Genomic DNA, 13,840 nt, shown 5'->3' with positions numbered 1-13,840 from the left:
CAGGCCATATACTGAGTGCTTAAACAACTTCACCAGCTACTATAGTATTAAAGCTGTCGTTGTCATGTAAGCTTGCAAATGCGCTCTCATGTAATAGCTCATTACGTAAATTTGGAGAGTATTCAAGTGCCATTTTAATGTCGGCTAATGCATCAGCATGCTTATGTGTTAGCGCATAAGCACATGCTCGTTGCCAATAGGCATAACCATAGACACTATCTATATCAATGGCTTGATTACACAACTCAATGGCTTGCGCTGTTTCATTTATTTCTAATAACGCATCGGCCTTATAAGCAATGGCTTCAACATCCTCTGGTTTGCGTTTTAAAATCTCATCAAATATTTCAATTTTATTAGCAAAATCACTTTCTAAATTGGCGCGCATCCATAACGAATGAACCTCGTTGGTAACCGATATGCGCTCTTGGTTACTGAGTATTTCTTCTGAGCGTACGCGTAGTTTTTCTTCAAGAATTTTTAATCGGTCTTCATACTCGTCAGTAATTACACTTACACGTGTATTTACAATATCTTCTACTTTGTTTTTAACATCGCGTAGTGAGTTCCAGCCCACTAAAACCAAAATAGAAGCCGTAGCGGTAATTATAAAAAATACATTATTAATAGTATCGGTAGTGTATGTTAATGCGCGATCTGCAGTATCAAGCTGTGCATGAGTAACTTGCTTAGTTACATCCTCACGGAGTTTTTGTTGATCTTGCCTTACGGCTTTTAGCTCGTCGAGTATGTAGCGCTCCATTAGCGGTTTAAACATAGACTCTTTAAGTTGTTTGAGGGCTTGTTGCTCTTGTTGTGCTGTAGGGGCTGCTGGTTTTTGTTCAGCAGAATTTACTATACCCGAAAAAAAAGTTAAACAAACAAAAAGTGTAGATAGGTAATAACGCATCGGTACGCCTAATTAAATTAATTACTGTAATAACTTTAACATGCAGGGCTGAATGGCACTAGGGCGCGTTGACTTTTCAGGATTAAAATTGACCTAATTTAGATAGGAGTAATAGTTGTAAGAATTTTTTAGCCCAGTGAGCTTAGCAATAACAGGTTAAAGCATGAGCATTTTGCTAATACTTAGGTGGTTTTAAGAAAAAATAGGCAAAAAAAACCAGCTCAATATGAGCTGGCAAAAACTGCTTAAAACAACAATATGTCGTAGGGATTCACAGGAGAACAACTTCATACTAACTGAATCTTTATGAACAAATACTTAATTCAATTCAATTAGTTAAAAATATGAGAATACTCAAAGTATTCGGTTTATAAAGTAAAGGTGCATTGGGCTTAAGTAATGCACCTTTATAATTATAACTATATAACTACAATTTCATGGTGAAGGGGGGTATTCCAATGTGCGCTTTAAATAAATTAAAGCCACTTTCAAACCCTTCACATACCATTACGCCGAAATTTTTCAATTCGATCACAGGTCTAGTAAAAAGGTTAAGGTTAATTCACTAATTTGTTTTTTTTATCTTACGTAATACCTTACACGAGCGTCATCAGATTTATTTTTACTATTATTTTGAACGTAATTACAAAGCTATTGTTAAATACATCATTAGCAAAAGGCCAATCAAAAATATAAATTGGAGCAATCGTTTTAAATAGTATGTTGAGGCTGGCGTAGCATAATTTATGCGCCTATATTAAGGATACGTAAGTGTTTAGGCAGGCACACTAAATAATAAGTAAGCCGATTAAATAAAAATAACCGTTACTTTTTAAAAAGTTATAAATACATAAGCAACAATACTGATTGATTAAGTATTTTACTTTTCTATTATAAGGATTCCAGAATGAGCAACCCTAAAGCAGGCCAATGTCCGGTCATGCACGGCAGTAATACTAAAACGTCTAATCCCAATACTGATTGGTGGCCAAATGCCCTAAACTTAGACATTCTTCATCAGCACGACACCAAATCAAACCCATACAATAGCGACTTTAATTACGCTGAAGCATTTAAATCAATCGATCTTGACGCGCTAAAAACAGACGTAAAAAGCTTAATGACCGATAGCCAAGATTGGTGGCCAGCCGATTGGGGACATTACGGCGGTTTAATGATTCGTTTAGCATGGCACTCAGCGGGTTCATACCGTTTAGCCGATGGTAGAGGGGGCGGTGGTACAGGTAATCAACGTTTTGCGCCACTAAATTCATGGCCAGACAACGGTAACCTCGACAAAGCGCGCCGTTTACTTTGGCCAATAAAGAAAAAATACGGTAACAAGCTTTCATGGGCCGACTTAATTATTTTAGCGGGCAACATGGCATACGAATCAATGGGCTTAAAAACCTTTGGTTTTGCCGGCGGCCGAGAAGATATTTGGCATCCTGAAAAAGACGTTTACTGGGGAGCCGAAAAAGAATGGTTAGCGCCAAGTGATGGTCGTTACGAAAGTGTAGATAAACCAGACACCATGGAGAATCCATTAGCCGCAGTACAAATGGGCTTAATTTATGTAAACCCGGAAGGTGTAAATGGTATTCCTGATCCGCTTAAAACAGCGGCCCAAATTCGCGAAACTTTTGCGCGTATGGCAATGGATGACGAAGAAACCGCTGCATTAACGGTAGGCGGGCACACAGTAGGTAAAGCGCACGGTAATGGCAAAGCAGAAAACTTAGGACCAGAACCAGAAGCAGCTGACGTACACGAGCAAGGCCTTGGTTGGAATAACACTACAACACGTGGGATTGGCCGCGATACAGTTACATCAGGTGTAGAGGGCGCATGGACTACGCACCCAACACAATGGGACAACGAATACTGTAAGCTTTTATTAACCTACGAATGGGAACTCACTAAAAGCCCAGCAGGCGCTCATCAGTGGGAGCCTATTAATATTAAAGAAGAAGACAAACCTGTCGATGTAGAAGATTCATCAATTCGTTTGAACCCAATGATGACAGATGCTGATATGGCCATGAAAGTGGATCCAACGTACCGTAAAATTATTGAGCGTTTTTATAACGACTTTGACTACTTTTCAGACGTGTTTGCACGTGCCTGGTTTAAACTAACTCACCGCGATTTAGGTCCTAAATCATGTTATTTAGGTGCTGACGTACCAAGCGAAGACTTAATTTGGCAAGATCCAATTCCAACCGTTGATTACACATTAACAGACGACGAAATTAGCAATCTAAAAACCACATTATTAAATTGTGGTGTTAGTGCCGCTGATTTAATAAATACAGCTTGGGATAGCGCACGTACTTATCGTGGTTCTGATAAACGTGGCGGCGCAAATGGTGCACGCATTCGTTTAGCACCGCAAAAAGATTGGCAAGGTAATGAGCCAGAACGTTTAGCATCAGTACTTAGTGCGCTTGAAAAAGTGCAGGCTGGCTTGAGTAAACCTGTTAGCATCGCCGACTTAATTGTTTTAGGTGGTACAGCAGCCGTAGAACAAGCAGCAAAACAAGCCGGTGTTGATGTAAACGTGCCGTTTGCTCCAGGACGTGGAGATGCAACAGATGAAATGACTGATGCAGAATCGTTTGATGTACTAGAACCAATCCACGATGGTTTTAGAAACTGGCTGAAAAAAGATTACGCAGTATCAGCTGAAGAGTTATTACTAGAGCGCAGCCAACTAATGGGATTAAGTGCACCAGAAATGTCGGTACTTATTGGTGGGATGCGAGTACTAGGTACTAACTATGCTGGCAGCGAGCATGGTGTATTTACAAATAGCGTAGGCTCATTAACCAACGACTTCTTTGTAAACTTAACTGACATGTCAAACCGTTGGGAGCCAACTCAAAAAGGTTTATACAATATAGTAGACCGTAAAAGTGGCACTACTAAATGGACTGCAACACGCGTTGATTTAGTATTTGGATCAAACTCTATATTGCGCGCACTTGCTGAGTTTTATGCACAAGACGACAACAAAGAGCGCTTTGTACATGACTTTGTAAATGCATGGGTAAAAGTAATGAACGCAGACAGATTCGATATTAAATAATCTGTACGCTAAATAAAAACGGGGGAGTAATAATTTACTCCCCCGTTTTTGCATATAGTCCCGGTCAGTATTACTTATAAAATATTGTAATTTATCTAAGTCATATAAAAATTAGGCATTAAAAAAGGCGGCAAAAGCCACCTTCTTATAAAACAATAAAACTTATAGAAGTGCAAAAAGCTTTTGTAGTTGTGGCATGTATTCGCTCACAAGTTCAAGGTTGCTTTCGCTTACTAAAGACTCTGTAGACTCCTCAGCTGCGCTTGACGATTTACCAAACGAACCCATTAACGAACTAGCGCCTTTATCTTTAGCACTTTTCATACTTTGAAAACCGCCCATTACTTTATTCGCTGTTTCTTGATTATCAGCAGATAAACCCGATTTAAGGTTTTCGATATAAGCCATTGATACTTCAGAACCTACAGTTACTAGTTGCTCTGGTGTAAAGCCGTAGCGGCCTGTAACACCCGCGAAGCTTTTGTATAGGTCTTGCTCTTTAATCATGTTTAGTGCGCTATTAGCTAAAGAGCTTTGTTCGTCAACACTTTGATCTGCAGAACCACCTAACATACTTGCTAAGTTTAAGTCTTTTAAGGACTCTTGGCTGCTTGCCCAGCTCGTTACAGCTGGCAGTGCTTTCATATAGCTTTGGAGTTGACCTTCGTTAATATCTACTGCAAGGCTTGAGAAACTCATTGCTAATAAGCTAAGTGATACAAGTATTTTTTTCATTGAGCATTTCCTAGTATTAAAGTTGTGCCAATTAGAAACTAATAAGCAACACTTGCCAACACAAAATAATATATTGGCTGATTTTATAGTACAATTTATGAGAATTTATTTAAGTTCTAAGAATTTAGTTCATTCACCACAAGCTAATGTACTGATGATATAATACATTTTTGACAAATAGAGCTGAACACAATGTTAACAATTTCAAATACTGTCACTATCGATGAATGGGAACTAGAGCTAACGGCTATTCGTTCGCAAGGTGCCGGTGGTCAAAATGTTAACAAAGTCGCAAGTGCAATTCATTTACGCTTTGATATTAACCGCTCTAAATTACCTGACTTCTACAAAGAACGCTTACTTGCCTTAAATGATACAAGAATTACCAAAGAAGGCGTTTTAATAATTAAAGCGCAAAGCCATCGTACTCAAGAGCTAAACCGAGAAGATGCCCTTAAGCGCTTAAAAGATTTAATTCTTAGTGCTACCGTTGTTAATAAAGCGCGTCGTGCCACCAAGCCTAGCCGTAATTCACAGCGAAAGCGCATGGACAAAAAAACTAAACACGGGCAAAACAAAGCGCTACGCGGCAATATAAAGTTTTAGTTTTAAACGGTATTAATAAAGTAGAGAAGGGACTTGATGCCTACATGCAGGCACCATTTTTACATCGTATTGTACGTATAAAAATATAAGTGAGGGGTAGCCTCACTTATATTTAATAACTATTAATACCTACTTAGCCATTTCTAAATCAGATTCTGCATTTGCCAACATTGCAAACTCTTCATCAGCGCTTTTAGCAACTAAGTGTTTTGAGCTATAGCCAAAGTAATATGCGGCGCCCACAATAAACAGCACCATAGTGTATAAAAATGCACGAGGGTCAAACGCATACACACCCGTTAATGCTATAAGCGAAAGTACTAAAGCAATACTTGACGTAACTACGCCACCTGGAGTTTTGTATGGGCGAGGTAAATCAGGTTGTTTAACGCGAAGTAAAATATGGCTCAGCGCCATTAATGCATACGAGAGCGTTGCACCTACCACTGCCATTGCAAGTATTAAATCACCCTCACCACTGAGTGATACTAAAAAGCCAAATACTGCCGGTACAATCAACGCACGTGCTGGCACTTTGCGATTAGTCGTAATCGACAACGAACGTGGTAAATAACCGGCTCTAGATAAAGCAAACACTAAGCGACTATAACCATAAATAATAGAGAAAAACGAAGCAACTAAACCCGCAAGCCCTAATATATTTACAACGGTTGCTAAGCCCTCACTACCGGATGCATTTAATGCATCAACTAAAGGTACAGCACTTGCCCCCATTGCAGCAGCACCGCCAGCACCAGGTACTAAAACAACAACTAAAAAAGCAGTAAATAACAAAAAGATCATTGCACCAATAATGCCTTTTGGCACATCTTTAGCGGGATCTTTTGCTTCTTCAGCAGCAAGCGGTACACCTTCAACCGCTAAAAATAACCACATGGCAAACGGTAATGCAGCCCAAACCCCGTACCAACCTAAAGGTAAAAACTCACTGGCTCCCACTGCATCGGTTACGGGGACGTCAAATAAGCGCGATGCATCAAAATTTGTGATTAAAACAAAAGCCGTTGCAATAATAGCTAATACCGCTAAACCACTTATTACCATCATTACTTTAAGCGCTTCTCCTACGCCCGCTAAATGAATTCCCACAAATAGTAAGTAAAATAATGCATATACCCATGGGCCATTAAATCCGGTGAGGGCTTCAACTGCCGAGCCTATAAAAATAACAATAGCAGCGGGCGCTAAGGCGTATTCAATTAATACGGCAAGCCCGGTTAAATAGCCTCCCGCTGGCCCCATAGCTTGACGCGCAAAACTATAACCACCGCCTGCAGCAGGTATTGCAGCTGACATTTCAGCAAGCGATAGTACAAGCGCTAAATACATAACCGCCATTAATACTGCAGCAATCGCAAAACCACCCCAACCGGCTTCGGCGATACCAAAGTTCCAGCCTGCAAAGTCACCCGATATTACATACGACACACCCAAACCTGCGAGCAATAACCACCCCGCAGTACCCCGTTTTAACTGTCTTTTAGCAAGGTACTCTGTATTATTATTAGAAGACATAACCTTTCTCCGTTGATGTTTAGTTTTTATTTTTTTATTTCATGTGTTTTTAATTAAAATTACTCAGCAATTAAAAAGTTAGTGGTTGAAACCTGATGCTCAATTACATCATCTTGTGTGCGGTCTTTTAAATTAACCCCAGTTAGTTTCAGTTTTTTAGCTTCACGTAATAAGTACAGTGCGCGTCTCGCCGCTTCTGTATAAGGTAGGCCTGCAGGGCGAATATTCGATATGCAATTACGACATGCATCGTTAAGTCCTGTTTTGGGCTCCCATGTTAAATACAAGCCAAGGCTATCTGGCGAACTAAGTCCTGGGCGCTCTCCTATTAACACCATAACCACCTGCGCATTTAGCAACTCACCTATATCATCTCCAATCGCTACTCGCCCTTGCTCAACCAAAGTAATGGGAGCAATTTTAAATTGCTTGTCTGTTGTAAGGTGCGTTAATAGCTCTGTTATAAATGGGTATGCATTTTTTTGTACCGCCAACGACGAAAGTCCATCAACCACTACAATCGCTAAATCGTATTTAGCCTGCGTAGTGTGCTTTTGTTTATTCATATAGCTGAGAAGTATTTGCCTACCATTTTCATCAAGTTTGCGGCCTAAATCGGGTCGCTGAAGGTAAGTAACTCTGTCAACGGCTTGGCTGTGTAAATGCAGGGGAAGGGCAACCTCTTTTAATACGCTAATACTGCCTAGTTGCTCAGTCATTTCGTTAATATCAAGCGGAAAACTCACCGCATCGCGCGCTTGTGCATGAGATAGCTGAAAAGCCAGCATTTCAGAGGTTGGCAAACTTATACCAGCGCGACCAAGCCCAATACGGGCGTCGGTAAAACGCCGTAAATCACTCCAAGGGTTGTGCACTACATTACCGTTATTTTTATGCTCATTTACTGAGTTATCTAATGGAGTGGTCGGTTTTGAACTTGATTTCATGAGCCACCTCCAGCAATTGCACCCAGAGGTTTAGCAAAAGCGGGAGGCAAGGTATCTGAAAGTGTGATGTCGGTAGTGCTTTGCATAATTTTCATTTTGCTTAGCCATGCTTCAAACTCAGGGGCGGGTCTAGAGCCAAGAACTCGACGCACATATAATGCATCATGAAACGACGTAGTTTGGTAGTTAAGCATAATATCGTCAGAGCCAGGTATTCCCATTACAAACGAGCAACCTGCAACACCTAATAGCGTTAGCAAATTATCCATATCGTTTTGATCGGCCTCTGCATGATTGGTGTAACACACGTCGCACCCCATCGGTATGCCTAGTAACTTAGCGCAAAAGTGATCCTCAAGTCCTGCTCGGGTAATTTCTTTACCATCAAACAAATATTCAGGGCCAATAAACCCCACCACGGTATTTACCAGTAACGGGTTAAACTTACGAGCAACTGCATAAGCGCGAGCTTCACACGTTTGCTGATCAAGCCCATGATGCGCATTTGCTGAAAGCGAACTGCCTTGCCCAGTTTCAAAATACATCACATTATTGCCAACAGAGCCGCGCTTTAAACTCAAAGCGGCATCTTGCGCTTCAGCTAAGGTATTTAAATTAAAACCAAAACTTGAGTTAGTAGCCTCCGTGCCGCCAATCGACTGAAATACCAAATCAACCGGTGCGCCAGCTTCTATACATTCAATAGTGTTAGTAACATGTGTAAGCACACAGCTTTGCGTCGGTATGGCGTATTTTTGAATAACATCATCCATTAATGTCATTAATTTAATGGCTTGGGCAACGTTGTCGGTTGCTGGGTTTATACCTATTACGGCATCGCCATTACCGTATAGCAGCCCATCAAGCATGCATGCAGCAATACCGTTAATATCGTCAGTTGGATGATTTGGTTGTAAACGTGTAGATAAATGCCCAGGAAGGCCAATAGTGTTTCTAAAAGCACTTGTAACATGGCACTTTTTAGCAATTAATATGAGATCTTGATTGCGCATTATTTTGCTAACAGCAGCAGCCATTTCGGGCGTAATACCTTGCCTTATACTTGCAAGTACAGCGGGTGTTGCAAAGTCGCTTAAAAGCCAATTACGAAAATCGCCTACAGTTAAATGTGCAATAGCCATAAAGGCATTGGCATCGTGCTCGTCAATAATTAAGCGTGTAATTTCGTCATCTTCGTAGGGAATAAGTACCTCATTTAAAAATGTTTTAAGAGGTACATCGGCCAATGTCATTTGTGCCACAGCACGTTCTTGTGCTGATTGTGCAATGACGCCCGCTAAGCGATCACCCGAACGTTGCGGCGTTGCTTTAGCCATTAACTGGGCTAAGTTCTTGAATTTATAAGTGTGTGTACCTAAAGTGTAACTGTACGCTTGCCCCATGATTTACTCCACATAACTAATATGATAAACCTTGGTATAGGTTTTGCTGCATCTTTAGCTATAAATCAATTTTCAATAGTTACAAGACAGCTTATTTTGTACCAAGTAACTATCGAATTTCGGCAAAAGATTATTTATTAATCCAATTCAATTGGTTACATACGCAAAGCGGTGTTAACTTAACCATAATAAAAGTGTAACGAAAAAGAGCATCCCCTATATGGCGCAGCAAAGTAGCTACAACGCACCACTAAAGAGCAAGGTGCAAACACACGATATAGACGAGCAAGCGCATAGCCTTACTCAATGGCAACAAAAGTACGATCAAATGAGCGACGGCAGCTTTTATGGTTTTATTGAAGAAACAGATTACGCCAATATTCATGTGTTTAAAGAATACACCGAGCGAGCGCTTCGTCAGCAATGTAACATCGCCCCCAATTCTGTTTGGCTTGGCATTCCTTGTCAGTCGCAGCAAAGTAAGATTAATGGTCTAAGTGTGGCAAGTAATCAATTTATGTGCCGTACAAGTGATAATGACTTTGAGCTGATAACCCCTGAGCAATTTAATATTTATGGTTTGGTAATCGATTGGAATTCAATTGAATATATGGCGCAGCTACAAGGCGTAACATTGAAAAACCTGTCATCTGCACAATCAGCTCGCTTATCGGTAAGCAACTCATCATTACAAACGGCAAGGCAAATAATTAATAGCATGGTTGTAGGCAAGGGCTTTGGACTTAAAACCGAATCGCAACAAGATATGCTAAACATGTTGGCACTACACTTATTACAAGCAGATAATCCACAACAAAATATTGCGCCAAGTTATAAACATCGAAAAGCCGTAGTAGATAAAGTAAAAGATTACGTGGCCACAAATCCACAAAATCCAATAACCATAACCGAGCTGTGCGAGCTTGCCTTTGTAAGTAGGCGCACACTTCAGTATAGTTTTGAGAGTATTTTAGGAATTAACCCTTTGCGGTTTTTACGTTTAACACGCTTAAATAATGTAAGGCGGGAACTAAAAAAATCAAACCAAGATAAGCCAATTTCAGTAATAGCAGCCAATTGGGGATTTTGGCATGCGGGACAATTTGCTAAAGATTACACGCAACTATTTGGTGAAAACCCATCACAAACAGTTAAAAATTCAGCACAGCAGTTTAAACCACCGTGCTCTACAAACCCGTAGGTGCGAATTTATTTCGCGCTCATGTAACATGGCTTTAATGCTCTAAAAGTGAACGCGAGGTATAAAACCTCACCTACATCGTGCAAACACCAAACCCGTAGGTGCGAATTTATTTCGCGCTCATGTAACATGGCTTTAATGCTCTAAAAGTAAAAGCGAGGTATAAAACCTCACCTACATCGTGCAAATACCAAACCCGTAGGTGCGAATTTATTTCGCGCTTATGTAACGTGGCTTGTATGCTTTAAAAGTAAAAGCGAGGTATAAAACCTCGCTTACTATATTCAAAAGCCCTATTTGATCGGTGCTATTTAAGCCGCGATTAAATAGGACTCTTGTCCTGAATGCTTGTTGCTACGTTTAAACGAACCTTTGCCTTTTTTAGCTTTAACCACTTGTGGTTTAAATAATTTAGAGGTGACCATCGCCGCTAGTGCATTGTGGTTTATAACGCCTCGCCCTGTATCTACCGCGCTGATGTTTGCGGTTTTTGCTTTAGATTTTTTAGTCATATATTTCCTATCAACTAATGGTTATTTTAAGTTAAATAATAAAGAGGCTTTTATATTAGCCTATTTAAGAGATGGCGATTGTAGGCTTAATTTTCAACCGCGCAAGTATTTTTAATGCCCAACAGGTACTTTTTTAATAATAAAAAAGTATAAAAAAAGCGCAGTTAATAACTGCGCTTAATATTACTTTAGTTTGCTTTATAAATTAAAAACTAAAGCTTACTTTTGCATAGTACGTTCTGCCGTCAAAGCCGTATGGTAATGCACGTACTGGATATTTAAATGCACCGTTGGTGATAAAGTTAAGTACTTCGTCGTCGCCTAGCTCGTCTGGCGTTTCGTCAAATACGTTATCGGCACCCACCGAAAGCGCAAACATGTCGTTAATTTGGTAGCTAACATTTAAATCAACTAACACAGCAGATTCAACCGTACTTGTTGGTTTAAATGAACCGGTAGGCGAAAGCTCACCTGGTAATGAAATATGGTCGTTACCAAAGTATTTTACGTCTGTTTCGCCAAAGTAGTTAAAGCGAATGGTTGATGTGTAGGCATCGCGCTCGTAGTCAAACGTAAGCGTTGCACGTTCACTAGGTTGTCCGTCGGTAAAAAAGCTACGTTGTAGGTCGTCAAAAGCAACCGCTTCAGGAATACCGTCTTCAGCATTTACGCCGTCAATTTTAGTATCGTTTAGGTTACCCGCAAAGGTTATTCCTAAATTGCCGCCTTCAACTTCAGTGCGGTACGATGCAATAATATCAACACCTTGCGTAGTAGAATCAACCGAGTTTGAGAAGTAGTTAGCTTGCACTGCGCCTGTTGCTTGTAGCGCTGCAACCGCTTCTGAGCTAAACGATACGTCGTCAGCCGTAAGTAAGCTGCCAAGCGTTATACGGTCTTCAATTTCTACACGGTAAAAATCAACCGTTAACGAAAGCTCGCTTGTTACATCGTAAACAAAACCAGCACTGTAGTTTGTTGAAGTTTCAAGCTCTAAGCTATCTACGCCTAACGCACTTGGGAAGGCTGTACCGGTGTTTGCAGTGAAGGACTGCGTTAATGTGCCGTCTGAGCCTAAGTTAGTTGTAAAGGCTGTATAACCACTTTGTTGAAGCGATGGTGCTCTAAAGCCGGTAGATACCGCACCACGTACAGCAAAATCATCTGAAAATTCATAACGTGTTGCTAATTTACCAATTAAATCATCCCCAGCATCTGAGAAATCTTCATAACGTAGCGCACCACTGACGTTCCATGCGTCGGTGATCATTGTTTCTACGTCTACATAAACTGCGTAGCTGTTACGGTCGCTGTCGTTAGCCGCTTCAGGGCGTAGGCCGTTATAAGCCTGAAAACCACACTGTGCAAATTGGTCCGGATCGTTTACTGATGGGTACGAGGTATCCATATTTGCTAGTCCACAGGCGTATGATGCTTCATCGCCAGGTACTATTTCGTAGTTTTCTTTACGGTATTCAGCGCCTACTGTTACATATAAAGGTTCACCACGGCCAATATCTACAATACCATTTACATCAAGGTTAACCGTTGTTTGATCAAATCTAAAACCACCTGAGTAACCGCCACTAGGGCCTGAATTTGCTGCAATATCGGCATCGCTTGCACTTGGGTTGTTAAATAAATACTCAGCCGCGTAAGAAGCGTTTAATGTATTGCGTGATGTAAAGTCGTATTGATTTTCACCATAAACAGCCGATACATCGTAATTCCAATCTGTGTTTATATCGCCTTTAAAACCAAGCGCGACTGAAATATCTTGTGCTTCGTTATATATGCGCGGTAAAAAACCATCGCTGTATACTTGTGTTACGTTTTTAGAGGCTTCGTTAAAGTTACGGTAAAAACCATTACCCAGCGCCGTGCGCTCTGAGTAGCCACCAAACGAGTAAAGCTCGCCGTCGCCCATTGGTAATGCCATGTTGTAAAATAACGACGTAAATTCACTTTCTGAGTTACCTTGGCCCCAGCGTACGTCTTCACTTAACGTACCTGGTTCAACATTAAGCGAACCACCCGTATCACGCTCGGCGCGGTTAGTGCCATCGGCATCACGGTACTCAAGCGATAGGTTAATAAAGCCGCCTTCGTTACCTAATTCAAAACCACGGTTTAAACCTGCTGAAATAGTGTCGCCGTCACCTTCACTTGTGCCGCCGTATTGTACAAAACCCGTTGTAATACCGGTTGAGTTATTAAGAGATAAGTTAATTACGCCTGCAATAGCATCAGAGCCATATTGCGCCGCTGCGCCATCGCGTAATACTTCAACGCCTTTAAGGGCCGTTAGCGGAATGGCATTCATATCGGTACCCGCAGCGCCTGCGCCTACTGTACCGTTAAGGCCAAAAATTGATTGGTTATGACGACGTTTACCATTTACTAATACAAGAGTTTGATCTGGCTGTAAGCCACGAAGTGTGGCGGGTCTAAATAAATCAGAACCGTCAGATACTTGTGTACGCGAAAAGTTAAATGAAGGCGCTGTCGCTTGCAGGCTTTGGCCAAGCTCGGTAAAGCCACCTTTGGTTAAATCATCTGCGTCAATTAAATCAATAGGAGAAGAAGACTCAGTAGAAGTACGGTTAGATACACGCGATCCTAATACAGATATTTGCTCAATGTTTTTAGCAGCTTGCACTGGTGCTTCTTCTGCGTTAACAATGCTTGGTGCGCTAAACGCGAAAGCAACGGCTACAGCAAGTGTGTTTAAACGGTATATTGGCATAGTGACGACCCTGTTTTTTTGTGTTCTTATAATATGTGTGTGGTTATGGTGCTCATAACCTGTTGCAAACATCCTAGCAACATATGCAAACAAAAAGAAATGAAAAAAACTAAATATTTGGTCTAAGTATGCAAATAAATTTCAAGATAAGAAAAA

At 40.8% G+C, this 13,840-nt stretch carries 10 protein-coding genes; 3 read left to right on the top strand and 7 right to left on the bottom strand.

The features are described 5' to 3' along the window. Window positions 1-19 precede the first annotated feature (19 nt). Complete coding sequence (locus tag GQR45_RS15265; protein ID WP_007583526.1) at window positions 20-910, bottom strand: tetratricopeptide repeat protein; 891 nt, start codon at window positions 908-910, stop codon at window positions 20-22. A gap of 907 nt (window positions 911-1,817) precedes the next feature. Here GQR45_RS15265 and katG point away from each other — a divergent pair. Further along, window positions 1,818-3,998: a catalase/peroxidase HPI gene (katG, locus tag GQR45_RS15260; RefSeq protein ID WP_101164385.1), complete on the top strand. Its 2,181-nt coding sequence runs from the start codon at window positions 1,818-1,820 to the stop codon at window positions 3,996-3,998. A 162-nt stretch (window positions 3,999-4,160) separates the two neighbouring features. Here katG and GQR45_RS15255 read toward each other — a convergent pair whose 3' ends face one another. Further along, a complete protein-coding gene (locus tag GQR45_RS15255; RefSeq protein WP_007583523.1) occupies window positions 4,161-4,733 on the bottom strand; it encodes a hypothetical protein in 573 nt (190 codons plus the stop codon). A gap of 192 nt (window positions 4,734-4,925) precedes the next feature. Here GQR45_RS15255 and arfB point away from each other — a divergent pair, with 192 nt between their 5' ends. Continuing rightward, window positions 4,926-5,339 carry an alternative ribosome rescue aminoacyl-tRNA hydrolase ArfB gene (arfB, locus tag GQR45_RS15250; protein ID WP_007583522.1) on the top strand — a complete coding sequence of 138 codons (414 nt, stop codon included), beginning with the start codon at window positions 4,926-4,928 and terminating at the stop codon, window positions 5,337-5,339. Between the two features lie 129 nt (window positions 5,340-5,468). Here arfB and eat read toward each other — a convergent pair whose 3' ends face one another. From eat to GQR45_RS15235, 3 genes are read right to left on the bottom strand one after another with little or no spacing between them, the layout of a single operon-like run. Next, window positions 5,469-6,875 carry an ethanolamine permease gene (gene eat, locus GQR45_RS15245; protein WP_165726401.1) on the bottom strand — a complete coding sequence of 469 codons (1,407 nt, stop codon included), beginning with the start codon at window positions 6,873-6,875 and terminating at the stop codon, window positions 5,469-5,471. Window positions 6,876-6,934: 59 nt separating this feature from the next. After that, window positions 6,935-7,822, bottom strand: coding sequence for an ethanolamine ammonia-lyase subunit EutC (eutC, locus tag GQR45_RS15240; RefSeq protein WP_165726400.1), 888 nt, complete (start codon window positions 7,820-7,822; stop codon window positions 6,935-6,937). Beyond that, window positions 7,819-9,225 carry an ethanolamine ammonia-lyase subunit EutB gene (locus tag GQR45_RS15235; RefSeq protein ID WP_165726399.1) on the bottom strand — a complete coding sequence of 469 codons (1,407 nt, stop codon included), beginning with the start codon at window positions 9,223-9,225 and terminating at the stop codon, window positions 7,819-7,821. Before GQR45_RS15235 ends, eutC begins: the two co-directional genes overlap by 4 nt. Window positions 9,226-9,445: 220 nt before the next feature. Between GQR45_RS15235 and GQR45_RS15230 the strand changes: the two genes are divergently transcribed. Continuing rightward, window positions 9,446-10,426, top strand: coding sequence for a helix-turn-helix domain-containing protein (locus GQR45_RS15230; RefSeq protein ID WP_010555235.1), 981 nt, complete (start codon window positions 9,446-9,448; stop codon window positions 10,424-10,426). Between the two features lie 311 nt (window positions 10,427-10,737). Here GQR45_RS15230 and GQR45_RS15225 read toward each other — a convergent pair whose 3' ends face one another. Both GQR45_RS15225 and GQR45_RS15220 read right to left on the bottom strand, forming a co-directional pair. Next, window positions 10,738-10,938 (bottom strand): ribosome alternative rescue factor ArfA, encoded by a 201-nt coding sequence (locus GQR45_RS15225; RefSeq protein ID WP_165726398.1) that lies wholly within the window; start codon window positions 10,936-10,938, stop codon window positions 10,738-10,740. A gap of 205 nt (window positions 10,939-11,143) precedes the next feature. Further along, entirely contained in the window at window positions 11,144-13,684 is a 2,541-nt protein-coding gene (locus GQR45_RS15220) for a TonB-dependent receptor (protein ID WP_165726397.1), read from the bottom strand. Between the last annotated feature and the right edge of the window lie 156 nt (window positions 13,685-13,840).

The sequence above is a fragment of the Pseudoalteromonas sp. SA25 genome, from assembly GCF_011378705.1.
Classification (GTDB): Bacteria; Pseudomonadota; Gammaproteobacteria; order Enterobacterales; family Alteromonadaceae; genus Pseudoalteromonas; species Pseudoalteromonas arctica.
This window is presented reverse-complemented; position numbering and strand designations above follow the sequence as displayed.